The following is a 20850-nucleotide window of genomic DNA, read 5'->3' on the forward strand; positions in this document are numbered from 1 at the left end:
TAGCGTGAGTGCATGGGCAGAACAGTCGCAACCTCCGATGCCGTCGACCTCTCCGGACTTCTCGAGTTCATCCGGCCTCGCCACCAGATGCTGCTGAGCACCGCACGGGCAGACGGACGCCCCCAGCTGTCGCCGGTGTCCGGGGGCGTGGACGATCACGGTCGGATCGTCATCTCGACCTACCCGGATCGGGCGAAGGCCACCAACGCACGACGCACCGCGCAGGTCAGTGTCTGCGTGCTCTCCGACGAATGGAATGGTGCGTGGGTGCAGGTCGACGGCACCGCCGAGGTGATCGACATGCCAGACGCCGCCGATGCCCTCGTCGACTACTTCCGCAGCATCGCCGGTGAGCCTCCCGACTGGGACGAGTACCGCGCGGCAATGCGTCTGCAGAACAAGTCCCTGATCCGCATCACCCCGACCCGCTGGGGCCCGATCGCGACCGGCGGATTCCCCGCCGACGTCGCCGCCCGGCTCGACGCCGCGGACGCCTGAGGGGTGGCGAGCCATGAGTGAAAACGACGGTGGCGCACACGAATTCCCAGGTGACCTTCGACTGCGGTGATCCGGGCGCGCTGGCGGCGTTCTGGGCCGAGGTCCTCGGATACCGAATCCAGGATCCGCCACCGGGTTTCGCGACGTGGGACGCCGCGCTCGAGGCGTTCGGGGTTCCGCCGGAACGCCGCAACGATGCGTCGGCGATCGTGGATCCGACGGGTACCGGACCCCGGATCTTCTTTCAACGGGTGCCCGAGGGGAAGTCGGCGAAGAATCGGGTGCACCTCGATGTGCGGTCCGCGCCGGGACTCGTGGGGGATGAGCGCATGGCATCGCACGAGGCGGAATGCGCGCGGCTCGTGGCCCTCGGCGCCACGCGGTTGGCGCGTCACGAACCGAGTCCACCGATGGGTGGCGGGCATATCGTGCTCGCCGATCCCGAGGGCAACGAATTCTGCCTGGATTGAGGTCCTGCGCGCCCCGAGCCGGAATGTCCGCACCGCACGACAGGTTGGCATTGACATGACCGAGTCATCGTTCGATCCCCGCGACCTCATCGCCGAGACCAAGCTCGGCATCCTGGCAACCATCAAATCGTCGGGCGTGCCACAGCTCTCACCGATCACCGCCGTGTACGACCGCGACGCCGACACGATCTACGTGTCGATGACGCAGGGGCGCGCCAAGACAGCCAATCTGCGCCGCGACCCGCGCGCGGCGATCGAGTTCACCGGACCGGACGGGTTCACCTGGGCCACCGCCGAGGGCGACGTCACCCTGACCGGCCCGGGCACCGACCCCAACGGACCCGAGGTCGACGCACTCGTCGAGTACTACCGCCTCGGCGCCGGCGAGCACCCCGACTGGGACGAGTACCGGCAGGTCATGGTCGACGACCGGCGGGTGCTGATGGCGCTGAGCATCACCCGCGTCTACGGCGCGAAGCTGCGCTGACGCCCGCACCTGCCGGGGCGGACCTTGCAACACCTGTGCCGGAGCCTGGGTGTCGGGTACGGTCGCGAGAAGTGAGCTCGTCCGTAAGCGGCCTGCGAGGTGATCGGTGAGTACCCGAATCGACATGATGCGCCACGGTGATGCCGCGCGCTACGCGCCGTATGCCCGACGGTTGCTCATCGAGGCGATCGAGGGGTGTGGCATTCGGCACTGGGCGCACGTCGAATCCTGGGATGGTGTGTCGGTCGCGGTGATCTCCGATCTCGGCGGGGAGACCTTCGAACTCACCACTGTCAACGTTGTGCCGTTCCTCGCCGCCTACGCCGACCGTCACGGCGACTGGGAGCCGATGGAGATCGACAGCTACCTCGCCGACGAACTGATCCAGGAAGCGCTGTTCGGGGGCGTCATCTACCGGACCCAGGTGCGCAGGCGTCCCGTGCTCGTCGCGTGAGGATGCGGTGACCTTCGACGACGCCGTCGACGATCTGTACGGCGTTGCGCCGTCCGAGTTCGTCGCCCGACGCACCACGCTCGCAGCCGAGGCGAAGGCCGATGGCGACGCCGACCTCGCCAAGCGTATCGCCGCACTACGCAAACCGACCCAGGTGGCGTGGGCGATCAATCGGTGGGTCCGCGCCGAACCCGATCAGGTCGCCGATCTCGCGGATCTCGCCACGGAATTGGTTGCCGCACAACGGCGTTCGTCCGCCGCGGAGATCCGCACCCTGTCCGCGCGACGCTCCGCGCTCGTCGACGCCACGTCGTCGTCGATCGTGTCGGTCGCCGCCGACGCAGGGGTCACGCTGTCCGGCAACGCACTTCGTGAGATCACACAGACGCTGCGGGCCGCGGCAGCCGATTCCGAGGTGCTCGAGCAGCTGCGCGGTGGGCGACTCGAGACGTCGGCCGAGTACAGCGGCTTCGGACCGGCCTCGGTGTTCCTGGTCCAGAGTTCGCCGCCGGAGACGGTCGGCGACACGAACCCGAGTGACGCCGGATCGACTCACGCGGACTCCGCCGACACCACGGGTGACTCGACCGATCCAGACCGAGCCGCCGCAGACGACGCGGCCGCCGCAGACGACCCGGCCGCCGCTGCCGCGGCGGCCGAGCGGTTACGGGCGGCCCGGGAGACCCTCGAGGCCGCGGGGGAAGCACGCGATCATGCCCGTGAGGTCGCCGAGGACGCCGCGCAGGACCTGGCCGCCGCCCACACGGAAGCCGCCGATCTCGTGGCGCGGCGCGACGAACTGAAAGCCGAACTCGGCCGGGTTGAGGACGAACTCCGGTTCGCCCGCAAACAGTCGGAATCCGCGTCCGCGGCGTCGGCGGCGGCCGTCGACGATCTGCGGGAGGCGCAGGCCGCCTTCGACGCAGTGGCGGCATTCGTCGAGGATCTCGCCGAGCGGGCCGGGCCGATCAGTCGTAGAGCCGATCAGTCGTAGATGACGGCCTTTCCGGTGCGCCGTAACTCGGCGAGGCCGTCGAGCATGCCCTGGATCTGCTCGGGGGAGTGGCCCACCCAGTCGGTGAGCTCACCGACGATCCGGACCGGTGCTCTGGTCCGGAACGACTGCGTCGGATTGCCCGGCAGCTTCTTGTCCGTGACATTCGGATCGTCCTCGACGGGACCCTCCGGCTCGACAAGGTAGATGTGCCCGCGCCCGTCACCGGTTGCCATCTCGGCTCCCCAGGTCGCGGCGTCGAGGGTCTTCGTCACGTAAACATGATTCATCATCCGCCCGGCCAGGGGGCTTGCGGCAAGCCCCCTGCCCGGGCATATCCTCAAAAGGGATCAATCAGTGGACGGCTGCGACACCCTGTCCGTCGGTGCTCGGTGTAACCCGTCGGGCGGGCATCGTCTGCGAGATCAGAGCGCCCATCACGACAAATCCGATCATCACCAGAATTGATGTGCGATAACCGGATTCGAGTCCATCCGATTCACCCACCGTGTTGTACACGGTGCCGACGATCGCCGCGCCGAGACCCACCGCGAGCGCCTGTGCGGTGTTGAACACCCCCGACGCCGCACCGGCGAGCCGCACCGGGACGTCGTTGAGCACCAACAATCCGGAGGCGCCGAAGATCGCGCCGAAACCGAACCCGGCGACGGCGAGCGCTACGGCGAACCAGAGTCCCGGATGAGCCGATCCCTCGGCCGCGTACATCAACACCATGCCGATGACGAGGACGGCAGCACCCAGCTGCAGGACATGCTTGCCCATCCGTGCGGCGAGGATGGTCGCGGCCAGTCCCGCCGAGATGGGTACCGCGAGGGAGAACGGAATCCACATGAGCCCGGTGTGCAACACCGACCAGCCCAGCGCCAACTGCACGTGCAGCGTCTGGATCAGGAAGTATCCTCCCGTGGTCACCATGAGTACACCGAACGCCAGCAGGCCGGTGGTGAACGAGCGCGTCTCGAACAGCTCCGGCGGCACCATCGGTTCGGTGCCCGTGCGGGCTTGACGGATCTGCAGATAGGCGAACACCCCCAGCCCGATGCCCCCGCCCGCCATCAACAGGAAACCCCAAGCAGGCCAGTCGTTCTCGGGGCCCAGCGTGATGGGCAGCATGATCGCGGCGAGTGATCCGCCCAACAGTGCCGCCGACCCGAGCGTGATGGGTGCCTTGCTCTGCGCGCGCGTTTCCGGGATGAAGGCGAGTGCGGCGATGATCGCGATGACGGCGAGCGGCACGTTGATCAGGAAGATCGGACGCCAGGAGAGTCCGAACCAGTCACCACTGGTGATGATCGCTCCGAGGACGGGCCCGGTCACCGCCGCCAGACCGATGACCGCGGTGAACATTCCCATCGCCGTGCCACGTTCGGCCGGCGGATAGAGCACCTGGATGTTGCTGAGCACCTGCGGCACCATCAGGGCCGCGGCGCCGCCCTGCAACACCCGGAACACGACGAGTTCGGCGGGACCGTCGGCCAGCCCGCAGGCCAGCGACGCCGCGCCGAAGGCGGCCAGGCCGATGACGAACATGATGCGCCGGCCGATGTTGTCGCCCAGGCGCGCACCCAGGATGAGGCCCACCGCGTAGGCGAGCGGATAGCCTGCCACCATCCACTGCAGGCTGGTCGGTGACGCTCCCACATCGTCCTGGATGGTGCGTAGTGCGACGTTCACGACGGTCGCGTCCATGAGTTCCATGAACGACGCCGCGAGCAGACAGATCAGCGCGACCGTGCGGGCTCTGCCCGACATGAGTTCGCCTGTGCGGCCGGAGAGTTCGGATAGATCGGTGGTTGAAGCGGTCATCGGATGCTCCTTGGTGCATCGAGGTGCCGGAACGGACAACCACGACGCTAGGGGCAATCGGGGACAGATTCGGTCCGCAAGAACCACGCCCGCGCAGAGAGGACCGACGCAACTTGAAACCGCACGGATCATCCGTACGGTCGGATCCATGAGTGTCCAACAGTTTGCTTTCGAATGGACGGAGACAAATCGCGAGTGGTTGATCGAGAACCCGGCGCGAATCGGGGCGTATCTGCTGGCCGCCCTGCTCATCCGGTTCGTGCTGCACCGCATGATCGATCGGGCGACGCGCCGCGATCCGCAGGGTCGGCCACCGGCGCTGGTCCGTCACCTGCGGGAACGGACCGGTGCGCGCCGCAACCCGGCCATCGCCGAACGGCGCGCCCAACGCGCGACGACGATCGGTTCCGTGCTCAAGTCGACGGTCTCCATCGTCCTGCTGGTGTGGTTGGTGTTGTCGGTGCTCAGTGTGCTCGGCGTCAACATCGCGCCGTTCCTCGCGTCCGCCGGCATCCTCGGCCTGGCGATCGGCTTCGGCGCGCAGAATCTGGTGCGCGACTTCGTGACCGGCGTCTTCATGCTGCTGGAGGATCAGTACGGCGTCGGTGATGTCGTCGATCTCGGTGAGGCGTCGGGCACCGTCGAATCCGTCGGTCTGCGCATCACCACGGTCCGCGACATCGACGGCACGCTCTGGTACGTCCGCAACGGTGAGATCGTGCGGGTCGGCAACATGAGCCAGGAGTACGCCGTGGCCCGCATCGAGGTGCCGGTGGCTCTCTCGGCGGATCTCGACCGCGCCCAGGAGGTCGCCCTCGAGGCTGCGAGCCGTGTCGTCGCCGACGACGACATCGCCGACGACGTGCTCGACGCGCCGGTGATGCTCGGGGTCCAGGACGTCACCCACACCCAGGTCACCCTGCGGATGACGGTGCGGACGAAGCCCAATGCTCAGTGGGCCGTCGCCCGCACCATGCGCAGGTCGGTCCTGCGTGCCTACGAGGCGAACGGGATCGCGCTACCGAATCCCCACGGGCAGCTGGTGGGTGCGGTACCCGAGTGAATTGTCGCCGCTGTGTGTCGCTGTGCTGTCGGCGTCACAGTGGTAGATGGTCTGCGTAGATGAGGCGCTCGGTGGTGCCGTTGCTCTGCTCACCGGGGCGCGGGTCGGCGGCGAGCAGCTCGAACTCCTCGATCAGCACCCGCAGATCCGTGGCCGCGCCCGGAGTCTGCAGTCGCGCGGCGGAATCCAGCGGGAGCGCCGCGCTCCAGGTCGCCCGGAACGTCGACAGGTCCGCACCGGTGATCTCACACGCCGTCGAGCGCACGTCGGTCCACTCCAGATCAGACGTCGACGTCGCATCGCGGGCCTGCAGCGTCACCGTCACCCGGCGCGATGCCGCCAACGCCGCGACCAGTGAGGCGTCGTCGCGGGGGCGGGTGACCCGATCGGTGCCGGAAGTCACCGTCACCGCGCTGACCCCGCTCATCGTCACCCGCACCGACTCGTCGTCGGGTCGGTTGACGGTGGTGATCCGCTCGGGCGGTAGCGGGACGAAGTCGGTGGCGACCGTCTCGGAGAAGTCGGCTCCGGCAATCGAATTGGGTTGATACCGCGCGATGGACAGTCGCAGGAACGGCCAGATGGCGTTCTCGCCGTCGAGGATGATGTCGGCGAACCAGAGTTTGCGCGTGGCGTCGAACTCTGGGCGGTAGAGGTAGGCGTTGACGACCTGATCCGGCTGCGCCGCGGTGCCCGTGGTGGCGGGCTTGAGGACATGGCCGATCGGCCGGCCGGGTTCGGTCTGCGGGGTCAGGGCCAGCTGGGCGGCGCGTTGCTGCCACGCCGGAAGGACGGGCACCTCATAGGTGTTCGCCATCCGCGGGCCCGCGATGATCGGATCCCGAGGCGGGTGTGCCACAGTTCGCTGCGGTGCGGATCGCCCGGCGGGATTGCGGGTTGTGCGCTGTGGGTGAAGCCACCGTGGACATCGGGGGACACGATGAGCCGGTAGGGCGCCTCGATGGCGGTGACATCGGCGGCGGGAGCGGTCGGGGTGACCGTCGCCTCCGGTGTGCGCGGTTCGGCTGCCGTCGGCCGGGGGACGGCCAGCGGAGCGACCCGCAGACCGAGGGTCGTCAGCAGACCGAGTATGTCGGCGGTGACGAACGGAACCGTTGTGCCCTTGGGTAATTCGAAGACGATCCGCGAATCGTCGGCGGCGACGGCGCGGGCCACATCGGGCACCACCGGTGGATTGTGATTCGCGTCGCGAACGGTGCTCTCCTCGTAGATGTTCTGCGGTCCGAGGACGACGATGAGATGCGCGTCGTCGGCCTCGGCGACGAGATGCGAACCGGTCGTCGGCGGCGGTGGCGTCGTGCCGCCACCGGGCTTGGTTAGTCCGGGAAGGACCAGCACCTGCCCGGGAAAGATCAGGTCGGGATTGGGGACGTCGTTGGCGTTGGCGATGTCGTGATAGCGAAAAGGATTGCCGTAGAACCGTTCTGCGATGTCCCACAGCGTGTCACCTGCGGCGACGGTGTAGGTCTGTGGCGATGGTGCCGCCGGCGGGCTCGGCGGTGGACCGGGTGGCGCCGGAATGACCAGGACCTGTCCGGGGAAGATCAGGTTGGGATTCGGGATGTGATTGGCGCCGGCGATCAGCGGGAAGCGTGTGCCATCGCCGTAGAAGCGGACCGCCAGATCCCACAGCGTGTCACCGGGCACCACCGTGTGGTGCGCCAGCGGCGGCGGAGCCTTCGGTGGTGGCGGTGGAGGAGGCGGGGCGTCGGGGACCAGACGACAGCCGACGGCGTTGCACCGGAGATCGACGAGATCGACGGGGCGGAGCAGACGGAACGCGATCGGCTCCGGTGGTGTCGGCGATTGTGCCGACGGTGTGACACTGTCCATCACGACTCCTTCGCCCGGAGACGTCGTCGGGCACGGCGTCGTCGGATGAAAGGAACGGTAGGACCAGGTGCCGAGCGTGGCGTGAGTAGTGGACTACCTGTCTTGCGGTGGCGTGCGGCGTAGCGATCAGCAGTTCAGCGCAACGGTCAGCGCGAGGGTGCGATGTGCACGCGCAACTGCTTCATCATCGGCTGATCGCTCTGGGTACTGAAATCCTTGGGCCCCAACAGCACATTCATCTCCGGCATATAACCCGCGGCGCTGCCGACGGGGGTGTTGTAGGCCAGCGCCCGGTACCGGTGCACGGCCCGGCGGCTGCCGTCTACCGAGGTGGCGACGACGTCGACGAAGTCACCCTCGGCGATGCCGCGCCGGGACATGTCGTCGGCGTTCATGAACACCAGCTCGCGCAGGTTCTTGACACCGCGATAGCGATCATTCGCCGAGTAGATGGTGGTGTTCCACTGATCGTGCGAGCGCATCGTCTGCAGCACCAGCATGTCGGCGTCGTCGGGGATGATGTCGGGCAGCCCCGCGTGTGAGAACTCCGCACGGCCGCTCGGCGTCAGGAAGACCCGTTCCCGGGCAGGCTGCGGGATACGGAAACCCAGGGGGTTGGCGATGAGTCGGTTGAAGCCGTCGAATCCGGGCAGCACCTGCGCCATGACGTCGCGGATGCGGTCGTAATCCTCGACGAGCCAGGCCCAGCGGGTGGGGCTGTTCGGCAGGGCAGCGGCCGCCATGCCGGCGATGATGGCCGGCTCGGACTTCAAGCACGACGACGCGGGGCGCCGTTTCCCGACGGACAGATGCACCATGCTCATCGCATCTTCCACCGTGATCCCTTGCCGCCCTGCGGATTGCAGGTCCTTCTCGGTGCGGGCGAGGCAGGGGAGGATGAGGGCAGTGCGGCCGTGTACGAGGTGGCTGCGGTTGAGCTTGGTGCTCACCTGCACCGTCAGGTCGAGCTTGGCCAGGCCCTGCGCCGTGTACTCCGTATCCGGCGCCGCCAGAACGAAGTTGCCGCCCATTCCGATGAATACCTCGAGTGAACCGTCGTGCATCGCCTCGATCGTTTTCACGGTGTCGAGGCCGTGATGCCGTGGTGGATCGATGTGACAGACCTCGGCGAGCCGATCGAGGAAAGCATCGCTCGGACGATGATCGATGCCGCAGGTCCGGTTGCCCTGCACGTTGCTGTGGCCGCGCACCGGCGACGGCCCTGCACCGACGCGCCCGATATTGCCGCGCAGCAAAAGCAGATTCACGATCTCGCGCGCGTTGTCGACTCCGTGCTCGTGCTGGGTGACACCGAGGCACCAGCTGATGACGGTCTTTCCGGATTCCAGGTACATGTCGACGAGTCGTCGGATGTCCGCCTCGGCTACACCGGACTGCTCGACGAGCTGATCCCAGGTCGTCGACTCCACGATCGACCGGTAGGCGTCGAGCCCGTGGGTGTAGGTGTCGAGGAAGGCTTGATCGAGGACGTCCGGGTCGGTGGCGGCGGCCTCCAGGACCCCCTTCGCGACCGCGCGCATCAGCGCCAGATCCCCGCCGGGGCGCACCTGGATGTTCATCGTCGACGTGCCCGTCGTCTTGAACATCGCCATGTCGGCGATGTCGTGCGGCACGATCGTGCGGGTCTCGGCCACCTCGGCGAACGTGTTGACGTGCACGATCTGTGCGCCGCGCTTGTACGCCTCCGCCAGCGAGGTGAGCATGCGCGGAGCGTTCGACGCCGCGTTCACACCCATCACGATGAGGAGGTCGGCGTGCTCCCAGTCCTCGAGATCGCAGGTGCCCTTGCCGGTGCCGATCGACGCCGTCAGAGCACGGCCCGACGCCTCGTGGCACATGTTGGAACAGTCGGGCAGGTTGTTGGTGCCCAACTCGCGGGCCATGAGCTGATAGAGGAACGTCGCCTCGTTGCTGAGCCGACCGGAGGTGTAATATGCGGCCTGATCAGGGCTGTCGAGGGACTGCAGGGTCTGGCCGACCAGTCGGAACGCGTCGTCCCAGGAGATCGGAACATAGCGGTCGGTGGCGGCGTCGTAACTCATCGGCTCGGTCAGCCGACCCTGATCTTCCAGATCGAAATCGGTCCACTCCGCCAGCTCGGTGACCGAGTGCGCCGCGAAGAACTCGGGGCCGACGCGTTTGCGGGTCATCTCCCACGTAGTGTGCTTGATGCCGTTCTCGCACAGGTCGAGCTTGAGTCCGTGCTGATCGTCGGGCCAGGCGCAGCCGGGGCAGTCGAAGCCCTTGACCGGGTGATTCATCGTCATCATCGCGGTGGTGCCGCGGACCAGTTCGCGTTCGGTCAGCAGCACCTTGCCCACCGAGAATGCGGCGCCCCAGCCGGCGGCGGGGTGGTGATAATCGTCCTGGACCATTCCTTGGCGGTGATGGGGCCGTACCCGCCCTGCCGCGGCCCCGGCGACATCAGCCCGGGCACCTTGGTGGGCACGCGTGGCGTCGACGGTGACCCTGCTGACGGGGGCCCTGCTGACGGGGATCCGGCTGACAGGGACCCTGCTGATGGCGATCCGGGAGACGATGATCCGTTCGAATTCGTCCCGGCCAGGGCCGACGGGATCTCGACATGATCATCGAGGTCGATGTGGGCGGGTGTGGCCTCGCCGGGAGTCTCATCCATGTCGCACCTGGATTCGTCGTCGGTGTCGTGCTGCTGCTGTCGTTCTTCGGACTCGAATCCAGACTAGTGAAGATTGACGACGATGGTGGGGCCGAGTCGATCCTCGCCGGCCGCGGTTTGCCCGTTTGAGCTAGAGGGTGAGCGCGTCGACGCCGTCGCCGGTGAGATCGCGCAGCGCATCGGGTCGGCCGGTGATCGCGAGCATCAGGGCGTCTGCCGGGCCGCTGACCAGCGGTCCGTTGCCGTGGCTCCACTCGAGATCGGTGGCTTCCCAGCGCACCGGCCGGCCGGAGTTCGCGAACGAGCCGGTGCCCGTCAGATCGGAGGTGAAGTCGAGCACGACACGTCGACGGTCGTCGGGGGCACTGTGCGCGATGCCCAGCGGACGGCAGATGTCGAGCCCGTGGACGACGATGTCGGTGAGGGGAGCGGCGGGTCCTCGTCCCGGTGGTGTGAAGCGCTTGTCGGCGCGGTCGTCGAGGAGCGTGACCAGGTCGTCCCCGTGGTCGCGGACGACGAGCGTCGTCATCGCCTTGTTCGCTTCGTCGAAATTCCCGCGCGCACGCAGCATCAGCAGCCCGAAGCGCCACATCGGTACCACCAGCGGCGCAACGAGGTGGGCCGCGACTTCCCGAACGCTCCAGTCGCCACACAGGGAAGGCGACGCCCACTGCTCTGGTGTCAGTGTGTCCAGAGTCGCTGCAAGAGAACGACGTTCGTCGGCGATCGCCGCGAAGATCTCGTCATCTGTCGGCATGATCGACACCTTCCGCCGGATGCTGATCAGCATAGGCGCCGATTCTGCGCGCCGGGGGCCAAGCGCTCAGGACCGTGCGGTATGGGATGCCTGCTCGACGATGACCGTCATGCCGTCGACGTCGATGGGACCGGCCGGCAGGTCGGGGCCGCGCACGGCGATGCCGTAGATGCCGACGGTCTTGCCCCGGTGGAAGCGGACCTCGGCGTCGGGGATTGTCACGGTGGTCCCCGCGACGGGGCACTGGACGAGGTCGCCGAGTAGCCGGGCGTCAGCCTCGGGTGCCGGGCTTGCGACCAGTAGCGCGACGAGGTCGGGCCGGCCGTCCAGTGAGATGCCTTCGGCTGCGCGATGTTCGGCGCGCATCCGGCCGATCTCGGCGCGTGGCGGATCGTAGGTGATGAAGAAGGGGAAGTACGACGGTGCATCGCGGACAAACACTTCGACGAACCCCGCGTCGTGTTCCTCGAGGCGCACCGCGATCTCGTCGACCTGCCGCCCTTCGGTTCGTAATCGTGCAGCGGTCGCGGGGGCGTCGGGCACGTTGACGGCAAACGTCACGAGGCCGGGACCGCTCATCGCGGCAATGGCCGGTCGAAGGATGCCGAGGCTGCCCGCGTAGATCGACGTCGCCGCCGCCTCCCAGTCGTCGACAGTCGCGAGCTCCACGTACCGCTCGTCGTCGATGCCCCACGCCGCGTTGCTGAACCCGGGCATCGTGAGTGCGGCCTGGGTCGGCAGCGCGGCGGCGTCGTAGGCCGCGCGGGTTCTGGCGAGATCATCGGTCCAGTGGATGAGGTGATCGAAAGCGGCGCCGTGCGGCATCGGAGTCCTCTCTGGATTGTCTGCTTAGGTGACCCTAACTTGGAAGTGGCCGCGAGGGAACCCTCGACGACAGGCCCGGTTGGTCCCGCGCCCATCGATGCTGCGTTAGCGTCGGGGAGTGACGAGCGATCAGGGGAATCGGTGGAATCACAACACCCATTGCCACCGGATAGTGCTCGATGCTGTTCCGGTTCACGCACGTCGCGCCCTCGATGTGGGGGCTGGCGACGGTGCGCTGACTGCCGACCTGGTCGATATCGTTCCGGAAGTGGTCGGAATCGATTGCGATGCGGCGAGTCTCGCGAGTGCACGCGCCAAAGTGGTTGACGCTGAGTGGATTCTGGGTGATGTGATGACTTACCCGTTCGGGCGGACGTTCGACGTCGTCGCCGTCGTTGCGACTCTCCATCACCTTCCGGACGTGCGTGATGCGCTCCGTCGGCTCTCGGAGTTGACCTCGCCCGGCGGGGTTCTGGTGATCGTCGGTCTGGCGCGATCAACGCGGGTGTCGGATTTCGCAGCAGACGTAGTCGGGGTCGCACAACATCGCTGGTACTCCTGGCAGCGAGGCTATTGGCAGCACTCGGCGCCCACCACGGCGCCTCGCGAGTCGTATGCGGAGATCCGTCGGTGTGCGAGTGAGATGCTGCCGGGGATGGAGTGGACGAGGTTGCCGATGTTCCGGTACGCGCTGGTCTGGCGTAGACCCCGTACGGCTCGGTACGGCGGACTCAGCCGATGACCTTGTCGTACGCGGCGAAGCTGGACTGATACTTCGCGGGGCAGTGTGCCTTGGCCCACGCGTTCAGTTGCTTGGGGATCTCGATGATGCCATCGCCAGGATCGGCCATGGGGTCCTGCCGGAGTTTGTCGTTGAGTGCCTCGAGTTGGTCGTAGAGGGCCTTTTGGTCGGGTGGTGCTGCGGCCTCGAGGTCGCCCGCAGAGACCTCGGCGTTGGCCTTCACCTGCTCGGCGATCTCCTGCTGCTGGGCCACCTAGTTCGGATCGCTCAGATCCATCGACATAGCGCTGTTGTAGTTTTCGACCCCCTTGGCGACGTAGGAGGCATACAGGTCGCAGTAACTGCCGCCGGTGTCCTTGGCTGCGGTCTGGCCGCCACCGCCGGACCCCGATGGATCATCGCCCGACGAGCACCCGCCGACAATGAGCACCGCGGATAGTGAAATACCCAGTGACAGAGCAGATTTGCGGAGTGTTGAAACAGTGTTGTGCATGGCGTCCTTCGATTCGGTTGGTGGCGGCAGGATCGTCGGCGCGGCCCTGATGTCACAACCTTGGAGGAGGGGGCCGGACGGCACATGCGTAGTCCGCTACCCGACTTTCGGCGGACACCCTACGATTCGGCAGCGAGGAGGTCGGCCAGGCGCTGTTCGAGTTCGCTGCTGGCAGTGATGATGTCGCGGTAGTCGATGCGAAGTTCGGTCATGCCGGGGATCGCGGCGGCACCACGGAGATCGGTCGTGTCGCGGACATCGGCGGGTCCGGTGTCGGGGCGTGTGTCAGCGTCGCCGGTGGTGGGTCCGTCGCTGGTGGCATCGCGGTGTGATGGATCGGCGTCACCGCTGCTGTCGCCGATGTCGCCGATGTCGTCGGTGTCCGGGCAGGGTGGAGCCTCCGGTGATGACTGTCCGGCATCGGCGGGTGGGCCGGCTGTGTCGTCGGTGTCCGGGCAGGGTGGAGCCTCGGCTGATGACTGTCCGGCGTCTTCTGGTGGTGGGCCGTGGATCTCGGCCCGCACCTGTTGTAGGTGCCAGCGCAGGTGTCCTGGGATGTCGGGGAGTCGGTTGACGCGTTCGGGGTTGGGGGGTGCGCCGGGTGTGCTGTTCAACGTCCACCCGCAGCGTCCTTGATCCGGGCCGTCGGGGATGACCCGGGATCTCAGGTGTCCGGGTTTGGTGGGGTGATGGCGTCGGTTGTGGATGGGGCACGTCCCGAAGAGTTCGGTGATGTCGGTGTTACCACCCGCAGCCCAGTCCTGCTCGGCGTGATGCAATTCCAGATGCACCGCGGGCTGTCCGCATCCGGCGACCGAACACACGTGACCATCAGGGCGGGAAAACGCTGCCATCCGCTGTGGTCGGGCCGCCAACCGGCGGCCACGCCCGAAGAACAGGGGCATCGGCTTCGCATCGGCGAACACCGACAACCACGTGTCAGCACCACCACGATCGATCTCGGCCAACAAGTCCCGGACGGGGATGAGATGTCCGGTGGCCGTGGTAGCCAGACCCGACGCCTCCTGTAGATCGGACAGGGTCGCGGTGGCGATCACCTGGATCGGTAACCCCCGATGCGAGCGGCCGAGGAGGCGGCCGTCGAGCACGGCCTGCGCGACCGCGGTCAACGCGTCGTGGTTGCGTTGCGCCGGACTCCGATAATCCCGGGATGCAGCCTCGGACACCTTCTCCGCATCGGCTTTCTCGACCGGCCCGGTGGGTGAGTCGGGGTCATCGGGGTTGTTCATGCCTGGGGCCGCCCACGCCGCCAGGATCGTCGACAACTGCGACGCCAACAGGGGGGAGAGTCGTCCGTTGAGTTTGGCGGTGCCATCGGCGCGTTGCCGGTTGATCCACACCCCGCGTTTGCGTTGCCGATCCGCATCGTCGGTGAGTTCCCCATCCGGATCGAGGTTGGCGATCAGGCGTTGCCCCAAATCCGCCAGCTGTGCCGGAGTGTGCTCTTTAGCGTGTCGTGCCATGGTGCGCTCAGCCGCGACCTGCACATCGTGGGCGACCGCATCCGGAATCTCATCCAAGATGTCGAGCACGGTGTGGATGTGGCTGGTCCCCGCGTGGCCGGCGGCGAACGCGTCAGCCAGGGCGGGATGTTTCGGCGGTAGCGGTTCGCCGGTGGGGCTGGTGAACGTGGCTGTGGCCGCCATCTGTTCCCGCCGGCGTTGCGGGTTCACAATCCGCAGATACTGGTCGTGGAAACTGGGTTCGGACCGGTATCCCATCTCCGCGGACAGGTGGCGGTCGGAGCATTCCACCAGCTGCCGATCTCCCGCAAACGTCAGGCGGGCGATCGCCTGTTCGGTGCGGCCGGCGATCGCGACGAGTTCCTCATTGGTGCAGCCCGTCAGATCCACCACCTGCAACTCATCCACCACCGCATGCAGTTTCGCGACCAACCCACCAGCCGCAGAGGTGAAGTCGATATCGAACGGATTCACATACGCACCCGGACCAGTCGCATCCGAGTCGGAGACATCGCCAGCGTCAGGATTGTCGGGGGTGTCGCACAGAGTGGACTCTGCGCCATCGGCGTCGTCGGTGCTGTCACTCATTGCTGTCACCCCCTTCCCGGACCCGCCATCGAAACTTCGAATATACGTTCGACTATAACCTCCGAATCGGACACGCACAACCCCCAATAGCCTTCGGGATTTGGGGCCTGAGCCGCTCGGTGGTTTTCGCACGCGGCGGAAGCGTATGTTGGCGTCCATGACCAGTCACGATGGACTGTTTCGGTTCGGGATCGTTGCTCCACTTCTCTCCGATGCGTCGTCGTGGCGTGAACAGGTGAGACGCATTGCCGGACAAGGCTATTCGACGGTTCTGGTGCCCGACTTTCCGCTGACCCAGCCGGCACCCGCGGTGACGCTGGCCGTCGCCGCGACCGTGGCCGATGTGCGGGTGGGGTCATGGGTGTACGCGGCCCCGTTTCGCGCGCCGTGGTTGACGGCGTGGGAGGCGTATTCACTCACCGTGCTCACCGATGGTCGGTTCGAGATGGGGATCGGTGTCGGTCGGCCGGGGATCGAGGATGAGCTCCGTGATCGCGGCATCTCGGTCGGTTCGCCTGGGCAACGGTTGGAGATGATCCGCGAGACCGTGGACGCTCTACGCGAGCGAGACGGTGACGAACTGCGTACCCCGGTGGCGATGGCAGTGATCGGCCCGAAGGCCCGTGCGCTTGCAGCCGAGCTCGCGGACATCGTCACCTTCGCGATGACTCCGGACGAGTCGCGAGATGCGGTGGTCGCACGGGTACGCGACTTCCACACCGACCGCGTCGTCGAACTGTCTATGCACATACCGGTCGTCGGCGATGTCGTCGCGCCGCACATGGCGCCGCCCGGGATCGACACGGCGGCGTTGCGAGATTCCGATTCGCTCGCATACCTGCCGGCGGATCCGGCAGCTGCCGCCGACGAGCTTGGACGTCGACGGGAGGAGACTGGCGTGTCGTACTACGCATTCGGTGCCAACGTCGCGGATGCTTTCGCTCCGCTCGTCGCGGAATTGGCGGGGGAGTAGTACTCGGGGCTCGGCTTCTGACGTCGAATCATGCAGTATGGATTGATGATTGGGCACGTTGGTATTCACTGCGCCGACCTCGGTGCTTCAGCAGACTTCTACGACGTGGTCTTGGCCAGTCTCGGCGCGCACAGGGTCATCGATCTCGGGTTCGGGATCGGCTACGGGACGTCCATGCCTGACTTCTGGATCTACGAGCAACCTCGCGAAGGGCCGGCCACCGGGCCGAATCGCGAAGTCCATATCGCATTCGACGCGCGGGGCGCCGACGCGGTTCACGCGTTCTTCGACGCTGCTGTCTCTGCCGGTGCCACCGTGTTGCATCCGCCGCGTCAGTGGCCCGAGTATCACGAGAACTACTTCGCCGCGTTCGTCCGAGACCCAGACGGCAATAACGTTGAAGCGGTGTGTCACACGGTTCGGCCCGGTTCCGATGGCGGTTCTATGTAAGCGAGTGGGACGTCAGTCGTTGTCGGTTGCCGGGCCTTCTTCGGTCGCCCCGCCTTCGCCGGACCAGTCGCCGGACTTCTCGCCTTCGGCCGGATCGGACTGGACGTCGGACTCCGCCCCCTTCGGTCCGGTGCCGACTTCTTCGGTCTCTGGGTTGGTCTGTTCGTCGCTCATTACTTCGGTATACCCGAATCCCTTGCGACTAAACACCCCATCCAGAGTTCTCACTCTCGCTGAGCGGATCTGGTCGATCACCCAGTAGCGTCGGCACGGGTGATGGGCACCCGCCGGGGATGAGGAGGATTCGCGATGGCTGAAGTTGAGGTTGGCGTTCATTCCGAGATGCCACCCGAAGCTGCATGGAATCTCGCAGCGGATCTCCAGCGATTCGACGAGTGGATGACGATCTTCGGCGGGTGGCGTAGCGAGGTGCCGGCGCAGATAGCCGAGGGCACCCAGGTGTCGTCGCTCATCAAGGTGAAGGGATTCCGGAACACCATCCACTGGACCGTCACCGACTACGACGAGCCTCAGTCGATCACACTCGCGGGTCACGGACGCGGCGGTGTTCGGATCGGCCTGACGATGATGGTCACCCCGGTCGACGACGGCTCGCGGTTTCACCTCAACGCCGAGCTCAAAGGTGGCCTGCTCAACGGGCCCGTCGGGACTTTCGTTGCGAGAATCATGGATTCCGATGTCCGACGATCGGTCGAGAATCTCGCCGAACTCCGTTGATCTGGCAAACTTTGGCTCATTAAAAACAGTTGGTGCGCTGCGTTTTTGCCCAGTTGCCACCCCCATCGTGGCTTGTGGGCTGCCACCCGAGCGCGCAGAAGTCCGTAGCATCGGGTCATGAGTGCATATGTAACCGCCAATCCGACCACCGGAACCACTGAGCGCGAGTTCCCGACACTCCCGGACAGCGATCTGTCCGCAACTGCCGAGCGCTCCCTGGCTGCCTACGAATCCTGGCGTGCGACGCCGGTAGAAGAACGGGCGGCCGCGTTGGCTCGCACAGCTGATCTCTACGAGAAACGTGCCACCGAGCTTGCCGAGACGATCACCCGCGAGATGGGTAAGCCGATCAAACAGGCTGCCGGCGAGGTGCAGCTGTCCGCCGACATCTACCGCTGGTACGCCGACCATGGGCCTGCGCTGGTCGAAACCGAAACTCTCGATCCGCAGGGATCGCGTGAATCGATAGTCCAGACGCTGCCGATCGGTCCGCTTGTCGGCGTGATGCCCTGGAACTACCCGTACTATCAGGTCGCACGCTTTGCGGCGCCAAATCTGTTGCTGGGCAACACGATAATTCTCAAGCACGCCTCCATCTGTGCCGCGTCGTCGGCACTCATGGCCGAGATCCTGCATGAGGCGGGCGTGCCCGGGGATGCCTACATCAATGCGTACGCGAGTAGTGATCAGATCGCCGATCTGCTCGCACATCCCGCCATTCGTGGAGTGTCGCTCACCGGCAGTGAGGCCGCCGGCGCCGCAGTCGCCGCTGAGGCCGCCAAGCACCTCAAGAAGTCGGTCCTCGAACTCGGTGGCTCCGACCCATACATCCTCCTCGACAGTCCGGACATCGCGAAGGCCGCGCGGGGAGCAGCGCGTGCGCGGCTGTCCAACGCCGGGCAGGCCTGCAATTCGCCGAAGCGCTTCATCGTGCTTGACGATCTGTACGACGGGTTCGTCGAAAGCCTCGTCGCCGAGTTCGAAAAGATCTCGGTCGGAGATCCGTCCGACCCGGACAATTACGTGGGACCGCTGTCGTCGATCGACGCCCGCGACACCGTCGTCGAACAAGTCCAGAAGGCAGTGGAGCAGGGCGCGACACTCCACACCGGTGGCAGTGCGATCAACGGTGATGGTGCGTTCCTCGAGCCCGCTGTGTTAACCGACATCACCCCGGATATGGATGCGTACTCCGAGGAGATCTTCGGTCCGGTCGCCATGGTGTACCGGGCGTCGTCGATCGATGATGCCGTCCAGTTGGCCAACGACGTCGACTTCGGCCTCAGCGGCTCGGTGTGGAGCTCTGACCTCGAGCGCGCCGAGCAGGTCGCTGATCGGCTCGATGTGGGGATGGCCTACGTCAACGAGCACGGGACCACCATGCCCGGCCTGCCGTTCGGTGGAGTGAAGCGCTCCGGGTTCGGGCGGGAGCTCGGTCGCTGGGGGATGGGGGAGTTCGTGAATGTGAAGCTGAGGCGCACCTCGTCACGCTGATCCCGCCGCCTCGTCTCGACGACGATTTCGTTGGGCCCGTTGACATTTCGTCAACTGGCCAGTTCGTCCTACGCCGACATGTCGACGACGAGCCGGTTCCGACCCGCGCGTTTCGCCTGATAGAGCGCGGCGTCGGCGCGTGCCAGCAGGGTCGTGTGATCGTCGGAGGGTCGGATGTCGGTGAATCCGGCAGAGACGGTGACCGGTTGTTCGGGCGTGGCCGACGGGATGTTCGCGTCGGTGACTGCGGTGACCAGCGCCTCGGCCACGGGTTCCGCGTCCGCGACCGACGGGGTGCTGATCACTGCTGCGAACTCCTCGCCACCCAAACGGTAGACCTGAGTCGATTGCCCATCTGCCGCTGCTTCGAGAACCGTGGCGATTCGCTGCAAACATGCGTCGGCGGCCGGATGCCCGTATGTGTCGTTGTACTCCTTGAGTCGGTCGACATCGATGGTGACGAAGCCGAACAACACGACCATCGCCGGCAACATCCACCGGAAACGGATCTCGACGACGCCGAGACTCAGGATCACCGAGATCGGCATGAGGACGGTGATGATCTCGTCCACGTCCGGTCGTGGGAGGACCCGAAGCGTTGTCTGCGTGATCACGATGCCAATCACGCATGCCACCTGGATGGCACCGGATCGGTGGCGGAAACGTGGCACGGTGGAAGCCAGCAGAGCAATGAGTGCAAGCGGGGCCAAACCGGCGGCAAGGAACCACCGACTGACGGAGAGACTGTCGGCAGGCATCGGCAAGACATGTCCCGCTGCCGCCAGGACAGCGAGCACGATCACCAGCACGCCGGCCATGATGACTCGACGTGCACGGTGGCCGGATGCGTCGAAGTCCGCGATGAACTCCGGATCTCGCTCACCGAGGGCTTCGTCGAATTTGGGTACCCGTGACGGGGCGGGCGGGTAGGGAGTGACCGGGGGAGACCTGTGTCTGTGCCCTCGCGACGCTGAAACTTCCGCGGTGTCGAGACGGTCGCGCCCCGCCCGCTTGGCGTCGTACATCGCGCGATCCGCGGCGTGCAGGAGATCGTCTGGGGTGAAAGCAGGACTGACAGGAGACGACGGCGGAATCCAGGCGAGACCGGCGGATACGCTGATGGGAATCCCGCGGCGGCCGGACGGTAGCCCGAGCGCACCTATCCCAGCGCGTAGCCGCTCGGCTTCTGCCCCTGCTTCCGGTCGATCCAAGCCGGACCACACCACGACGAACTCTTCGCCTGACAAACGCGCTGCGAACGTAGGTGGATTAGCGGTTTCGGCGGTCAAGTATTCGCCGATGGTTCGAAGCGCTTCGTCTCCTGCCGCGTGACCCAGTGTGTCGTTGAGGACCTTGAACATGTCGACGTCGAGGATCGCGAGCGCAACGGCGGAGCCTTCATCGATCGTCTCCGCGATCCGGGTGTCGAAGGAACGTCGATTCGCCAGTCCGGTCAGGGAGTCCGTCGTGGAGAGTCGGTCGAGGAGACGTTCGCGTTCCCAGGTGAGCCTGGTCTGCTGTTCATGGAATCGTGCCGAGATCAGTGGAACGACGATGATCGCACCGCTCGTCAGGAGATCGAAGATCCCCGCACGGCTGTTCGGTACCGCGGTCAGCTCGATCGCGACGATCATGGCGTACCCAATGATCATGGCGGCACGAGCACCGCATACCGGATGTGGACGATCAGGAGGCTGGCCAGGAATGCGACGGGAACGATGATGGGTAGGACATCGTGCCCGCCGTTGACTGCGACGGCCCGAATGATCATCAGCCACACCACATCGATGTAGATCGACACGATGAACAACGCGGTCGACGCGCGCGGTGTGCACTGGGGCAGGCAACTGAGCAGTCTTAGGATGTTCGCGGCGAGGAGTCCGACCACCACGGACGGCCATGAATGGGACTGGTGCACGATCAGGTGACAGTGTCGGTGTCATGCCGCTGAGGCGGCTGTGTTGATGATGGTCTCGTATTCGATGGGCGTCAACCGGCCG

The 20850-nt window shown here is 66.0% G+C and carries 25 protein-coding genes; 12 read left to right on the forward strand and 13 right to left on the reverse strand.

Translation table 11 applies throughout. The features are described from left to right. Positions 1-12: 12 nt before the first annotated feature. From ACZ4TW_RS20710 to ACZ4TW_RS20730, 5 genes are all read left to right on the forward strand, one after another. Positions 13-498: a PPOX class F420-dependent oxidoreductase gene (locus ACZ4TW_RS20710; protein ID WP_465545925.1), complete on the forward strand. Its 486-nt coding sequence runs from the start codon at positions 13-15 to the stop codon at positions 496-498. Between the two features lie 29 nt (positions 499-527). Continuing rightward, positions 528-968 (forward strand): VOC family protein, encoded by a 441-nt coding sequence (locus ACZ4TW_RS20715; RefSeq protein WP_465545927.1) that lies wholly within the window; start codon positions 528-530, stop codon positions 966-968. Positions 969-1023: 55 nt separating this feature from the next. Continuing rightward, positions 1024-1455 carry a PPOX class F420-dependent oxidoreductase gene (locus ACZ4TW_RS20720; protein WP_465545929.1) on the forward strand — a complete coding sequence of 144 codons (432 nt, stop codon included), beginning with the start codon at positions 1024-1026 and terminating at the stop codon, positions 1453-1455. A 172-nt stretch (positions 1456-1627) separates the two neighbouring features. Beyond that, on the forward strand, positions 1628-1909 hold the full coding sequence (locus ACZ4TW_RS20725) for a hypothetical protein (protein WP_465545931.1): 282 nt from the start codon (positions 1628-1630) through the stop codon (positions 1907-1909). 7 nt (positions 1910-1916) lie between these two features. Then, positions 1917-2903, forward strand: a complete 987-nt coding sequence (locus tag ACZ4TW_RS20730) for a hypothetical protein (protein WP_465545933.1) — start codon at positions 1917-1919, stop codon at positions 2901-2903. Here the strand turns inward: ACZ4TW_RS20730 and arr are convergent. Together arr and ACZ4TW_RS20740 are read right to left on the reverse strand one after the other, a co-directional pair. Next, on the reverse strand, positions 2894-3196 hold the full coding sequence (gene arr / locus ACZ4TW_RS20735) for an NAD(+)--rifampin ADP-ribosyltransferase (RefSeq protein WP_465545935.1): 303 nt from the start codon (positions 3194-3196) through the stop codon (positions 2894-2896). The two genes, ACZ4TW_RS20730 and arr, sit on opposite strands and share 10 nt — an antisense overlap. A 61-nt stretch (positions 3197-3257) precedes the next feature. Next, a complete protein-coding gene (locus tag ACZ4TW_RS20740) occupies positions 3258-4730 on the reverse strand; it encodes an MFS transporter (RefSeq protein WP_465545937.1) in 1473 nt (490 codons plus the stop codon). A gap of 148 nt (positions 4731-4878) precedes the next feature. Here ACZ4TW_RS20740 and ACZ4TW_RS20745 point away from each other — a divergent pair, with 148 nt between their 5' ends. Then, positions 4879-5793 carry a mechanosensitive ion channel family protein gene (locus ACZ4TW_RS20745; RefSeq protein ID WP_465545939.1) on the forward strand — a complete coding sequence of 305 codons (915 nt, stop codon included), beginning with the start codon at positions 4879-4881 and terminating at the stop codon, positions 5791-5793. A gap of 34 nt (positions 5794-5827) precedes the next feature. On the opposite strand, the gene ACZ4TW_RS20750 is transcribed toward ACZ4TW_RS20745, so the two are convergent. The 3 genes from ACZ4TW_RS20750 to ACZ4TW_RS20760 all read right to left on the reverse strand — a co-directional run bounded on the left by ACZ4TW_RS20750 (position 5828) and on the right by ACZ4TW_RS20760 (position 10043). Further along, positions 5828-6610 carry a hypothetical protein gene (locus tag ACZ4TW_RS20750; protein WP_465545941.1) on the reverse strand — a complete coding sequence of 261 codons (783 nt, stop codon included), beginning with the start codon at positions 6608-6610 and terminating at the stop codon, positions 5828-5830. Continuing rightward, positions 6544-7647, reverse strand: coding sequence for a LysM peptidoglycan-binding domain-containing protein (locus tag ACZ4TW_RS20755; protein ID WP_465545943.1), 1104 nt, complete (start codon positions 7645-7647; stop codon positions 6544-6546). The genes ACZ4TW_RS20750 and ACZ4TW_RS20755 overlap by 67 nt, the downstream gene beginning before the upstream one ends. 146 nt (positions 7648-7793) lie before the next feature. Beyond that, positions 7794-10043, reverse strand: a complete 2250-nt coding sequence (locus ACZ4TW_RS20760; protein WP_465545945.1) for an FdhF/YdeP family oxidoreductase — start codon at positions 10041-10043, stop codon at positions 7794-7796. Between the two features lie 209 nt (positions 10044-10252). Here ACZ4TW_RS20760 and ACZ4TW_RS20765 point away from each other — a divergent pair, with 209 nt between their 5' ends. Then, positions 10253-10435, forward strand: coding sequence for a hypothetical protein (locus ACZ4TW_RS20765; protein ID WP_465545947.1), 183 nt, complete (start codon positions 10253-10255; stop codon positions 10433-10435). Position 10436: 1 nt separating this feature from the next. Here ACZ4TW_RS20765 and ACZ4TW_RS20770 read toward each other — a convergent pair whose 3' ends face one another. Both ACZ4TW_RS20770 and ACZ4TW_RS20775 read right to left on the reverse strand, forming a co-directional pair. After that, the gene (locus ACZ4TW_RS20770; protein WP_465545948.1) at positions 10437-11063 is read right to left on the reverse strand and encodes a maleylpyruvate isomerase family mycothiol-dependent enzyme; all 627 of its coding nucleotides are present in this window, start codon (positions 11061-11063) and stop codon (positions 10437-10439) included. A 66-nt stretch (positions 11064-11129) separates the two neighbouring features. Then, positions 11130-11888 carry a VOC family protein gene (locus ACZ4TW_RS20775; RefSeq protein WP_465545950.1) on the reverse strand — a complete coding sequence of 253 codons (759 nt, stop codon included), beginning with the start codon at positions 11886-11888 and terminating at the stop codon, positions 11130-11132. Between the two features lie 118 nt (positions 11889-12006). Here ACZ4TW_RS20775 and ACZ4TW_RS20780 point away from each other — a divergent pair, with 118 nt between their 5' ends. Beyond that, positions 12007-12630 (forward strand): class I SAM-dependent methyltransferase, encoded by a 624-nt coding sequence (locus ACZ4TW_RS20780; protein ID WP_465545952.1) that lies wholly within the window; start codon positions 12007-12009, stop codon positions 12628-12630. On the opposite strand, the gene ACZ4TW_RS20785 is transcribed toward ACZ4TW_RS20780, so the two are convergent. The 3 genes from ACZ4TW_RS20785 to ACZ4TW_RS20795 all read right to left on the reverse strand — a co-directional run bounded on the left by ACZ4TW_RS20785 (position 12620) and on the right by ACZ4TW_RS20795 (position 15195). Continuing rightward, positions 12620-12883 carry a hypothetical protein gene (locus ACZ4TW_RS20785; RefSeq protein ID WP_465545954.1) on the reverse strand — a complete coding sequence of 88 codons (264 nt, stop codon included), beginning with the start codon at positions 12881-12883 and terminating at the stop codon, positions 12620-12622. The genes ACZ4TW_RS20780 and ACZ4TW_RS20785 overlap by 11 nt on opposite strands. Further along, entirely contained in the window at positions 12884-13123 is a 240-nt protein-coding gene (locus tag ACZ4TW_RS20790) for a hypothetical protein (protein WP_465545956.1), read from the reverse strand. Positions 13124-13242: 119 nt separating this feature from the next. Then, positions 13243-15195 carry a DUF222 domain-containing protein gene (locus ACZ4TW_RS20795; protein ID WP_465545958.1) on the reverse strand — a complete coding sequence of 651 codons (1953 nt, stop codon included), beginning with the start codon at positions 15193-15195 and terminating at the stop codon, positions 13243-13245. Between the two features lie 157 nt (positions 15196-15352). Between ACZ4TW_RS20795 and ACZ4TW_RS20800 the strand changes: the two genes are divergently transcribed. Then, positions 15353-16168 (forward strand): LLM class flavin-dependent oxidoreductase, encoded by an 816-nt coding sequence (locus tag ACZ4TW_RS20800; protein ID WP_465545960.1) that lies wholly within the window; start codon positions 15353-15355, stop codon positions 16166-16168. 45 nt (positions 16169-16213) lie between these two features. Next, complete coding sequence (locus ACZ4TW_RS20805; protein WP_465545962.1) at positions 16214-16618, forward strand: VOC family protein; 405 nt, start codon at positions 16214-16216, stop codon at positions 16616-16618. A gap of 12 nt (positions 16619-16630) precedes the next feature. Here ACZ4TW_RS20805 and ACZ4TW_RS20810 read toward each other — a convergent pair whose 3' ends face one another. Then, entirely contained in the window at positions 16631-16792 is a 162-nt protein-coding gene (locus ACZ4TW_RS20810; RefSeq protein ID WP_465545964.1) for a hypothetical protein, read from the reverse strand. Between the two features lie 135 nt (positions 16793-16927). On the opposite strand from ACZ4TW_RS20810, the gene ACZ4TW_RS20815 reads away from it, so the two are divergent. After that, positions 16928-17356, forward strand: a complete 429-nt coding sequence (locus ACZ4TW_RS20815; RefSeq protein WP_465545965.1) for a type II toxin-antitoxin system Rv0910 family toxin — start codon at positions 16928-16930, stop codon at positions 17354-17356. Positions 17357-17473: 117 nt separating this feature from the next. Next, positions 17474-18850, forward strand: coding sequence for an NAD-dependent succinate-semialdehyde dehydrogenase (locus ACZ4TW_RS20820; protein ID WP_465545966.1), 1377 nt, complete (start codon positions 17474-17476; stop codon positions 18848-18850). Positions 18851-18918: 68 nt separating this feature from the next. On the opposite strand, the gene ACZ4TW_RS20825 is transcribed toward ACZ4TW_RS20820, so the two are convergent. Then, positions 18919-20484 (reverse strand): GGDEF domain-containing protein, encoded by a 1566-nt coding sequence (locus ACZ4TW_RS20825; RefSeq protein WP_465545967.1) that lies wholly within the window; start codon positions 20482-20484, stop codon positions 18919-18921. A gap of 14 nt (positions 20485-20498) precedes the next feature. After that, on the reverse strand, positions 20499-20738 hold the full coding sequence (locus ACZ4TW_RS20830; protein ID WP_465545968.1) for a hypothetical protein: 240 nt from the start codon (positions 20736-20738) through the stop codon (positions 20499-20501). Positions 20739-20850 lie beyond the last annotated feature (112 nt).

The organism is Agromyces sp. NPDC029043, from assembly GCF_055564615.1.